The organism is Pseudomonas sp. NPDC098747 (assembly GCF_044760045.1).
In the GTDB taxonomy this organism is placed as follows: domain Bacteria; phylum Pseudomonadota; class Gammaproteobacteria; order Pseudomonadales; family Pseudomonadaceae; genus Aquipseudomonas.
This window is the reverse complement of sequence record NZ_JBIWAL010000136.1, coordinates 1-2,261: the sequence shown is the minus strand read 5'-3', so window position 1 is coordinate 2,261 and position 2,261 is coordinate 1. Positions and strand designations below refer to the sequence as shown.

Annotated in this window: 4 protein-coding genes and 1 tRNA gene; all 5 read right to left on the bottom strand. The window is 52.9% G+C overall.

The features are described from left to right. The coding region (gene rplK, locus ACIQVE_RS29530; protein ID WP_402815473.1) for a 50S ribosomal protein L11 at window positions 1–387 on the bottom strand (387 nt) is incomplete at its 3' end. Window positions 388–491: 104 nt separating this feature from the next. After that, complete coding sequence (nusG, locus tag ACIQVE_RS29525; protein ID WP_007916492.1) at window positions 492–1,025, bottom strand: transcription termination/antitermination protein NusG; 534 nt, start codon at window positions 1,023–1,025, stop codon at window positions 492–494. Window positions 1,026–1,034: 9 nt separating this feature from the next. After that, window positions 1,035–1,403 carry a preprotein translocase subunit SecE gene (secE, locus tag ACIQVE_RS29520; protein WP_186532285.1) on the bottom strand — a complete coding sequence of 123 codons (369 nt, stop codon included), beginning with the start codon at window positions 1,401–1,403 and terminating at the stop codon, window positions 1,035–1,037. A 45-nt stretch (window positions 1,404–1,448) separates the two neighbouring features. Next, window positions 1,449–1,524: transfer RNA gene (locus ACIQVE_RS29515), tRNA-Trp, on the bottom strand. Between the two features lie 53 nt (window positions 1,525–1,577). Then, window positions 1,578–2,261 (bottom strand): EF-Tu/IF-2/RF-3 family GTPase (locus ACIQVE_RS29510; RefSeq protein ID WP_402815470.1); only part of this gene is annotated, 684 nt, incomplete at its 5' end.

The window sequence follows — 2,261 nt, the reverse complement described above, 5'->3', positions numbered from 1 at the left end:
GATAGCACGCACGCCCGCAACCATACCAGCTGCAGACAGAACCGCCTTTTTGGTTCTCGCGATTTCATCCAGCTGAGCACGGGTAACAGTGCCAACCTTAACGGTGTTCGGACGAGCGGAACCGCTGGTCAGACCAGCCGCTTTCTTCAGCAGAACCGAAGCAGGGGTGGATTTTGTTTCGAAAGTGAAACTACGGTCGCTGTAGACAGTGATGATCACTGGAGTCGGCAGACCTGCTTCAAGACCCTGAGTACGGGCGTTGAAAGCCTTGCAGAACTCCATGATGTTCACGCCGTGCTGACCCAGAGCAGGACCAACAGGTGGGCTTGGATTAGCCTGAGCGGCCTTCACTTGCAGCTTGATGTAAGCGGTAATCTTCTTGGCCATGAGGCACTCCAATTACGGGTTCGAACGCCTCGAAAGGCGCGCGTATATCCCAGTGACGACAAAACCCCACAGCCTAAGGCTGCGGGGTTGGGATGCTTGCTCAGCTAGACCTTTTCGACCTGACTGAACTCCAACTCTACCGGAGTAGAGCGTCCGAAAATGAGCACTGCCACTTGGATCCGGCTCTTTTCGTAGTTAACTTCTTCAACAACGCCATTGAAATCAGCAAATGGACCATCGTTGACTCGTACGGTTTCACCTGGCTCGAAGAGAGTCTTCGGTTTAGGCTTGTCGCTACCGTCAGCAACACGACGCAGAATTGCTTCCGCCTCTTTATCTGTAATCGGCGCAGGCTTATCAGCAGTACCGCCGATAAAACCCATCACCCGAGGAGTATCCTTGACCAAGTGCCAAGTCCCCTCATTCATATCCATCTGTACTAGCACATAGCCTGGAAAGAACTTGCGTTCGCTTTTGCGCTTCTGGCCATTACGCATTTCAACCACTTCTTCAGTGGGAACCAGAATTTCGCCGAAGCCATCTTCCATGCCAGCCAGCTTTACTCGCTCAACGAGCGAGCGCATGACATGCTTCTCGTAACCCGAGTAAGCATGCACAACGTACCAACGCTTAGCCACGGGACACCCTTAGCCGACAATCAAGGAAACAAGCCAGCCGAGCAGGGAATCTAGCCCCCACAACAGCAACGCCATAACCAGAACAACAGCCACCACAATAAGGGTGGTCTGCGTGGTTTCTTGGCGAGTTGGCCACACGACTTTACGAATCTCGGTACGAGCTTCCTTAACCAGTACAAAGAAAGACTTGCCCTTGGCAGTCTGCAGGCCTACAAAGGCAGCTACAGCAGCAATGGCAAGCAAAGCCAGTACGCGGTACAGGATCGGCGAAGCAGCGTAATACTGATTGCCAACAACGCCAACCACCACCAAAGCGACTACTACAAGCCACTTGAGCAGATCGAAGCGAGAGCTTTGTGCTTCAGCCTTAGGAGTCATCTATGAAGATCCTGTGAAAAGAAAGCCAGACACACCGAGTGAATCTGGCAGGTCAGGAGGGAATCGAACCCCCAACCTACGGTTTTGGAGACCGTCGCTCTGCCAATTGAGCTACTGACCTAAAACAAAATCAGGCCGACCATTATGCCGGCCCGAAAAATACATTACAACCGCTTATTCGATGATCTTAGCTACTACACCAGCACCGACGGTACGGCCGCCTTCACGGATAGCGAAACGCAGACCGTCTTCCATTGCGATGGTCTTGATCAGGGTGACAACCATTTTGATGTTGTCGCCCGGCATTACCATTTCAACGCCTTCCGGCAGCTCGCAGTTACCGGTCACGTCAGTGGTCCGGAAGTAGAACTGTGGACGGTAGCCTTTGAAGAACGGAGTGTGACGACCACCCTCTTCTTTGCTCAGAACATAAACTTCTGCTTCAAACTTGGTGTGCGGCTTAACCGAGCCCGGCTTAACCAATACCTGACCACGCTCTACGTCATCACGCTTGGTACCACGCAGCAGCACGCCGCAGTTCTCGCCAGCACGACCTTCATCGAGCAGCTTACGGAACATTTCAACACCAGTACAGGTGGTGACGGTAGTGTCACGCAGACCAACGATTTCCAGCGGGTCTTGAACGCGAACGATACCGCGCTCAATACGGCCAGTTACAACAGTACCGCGACCGGAGATCGAGAATACGTCTTCGATTGGCATCAGGAACGGCTTGTCGATTACGCGAACTGGATCCGGGATATAAGTATCCAGAGTCTCAACCAGCTTACGAACGGCAGTGGTGCCCATTTCGTTGTCGTCTTTGCCTTCCAGAGCCATACGAGCCGAACCGATGAT

Coding starts and splice junctions, on each gene's coding strand:
- secE (WP_186532285.1), bottom strand. CDS start 1,403: ATGACTCCTAAGGCTGAAGCACAAAGCTCTCGCTTCGATCTGCTCAAG.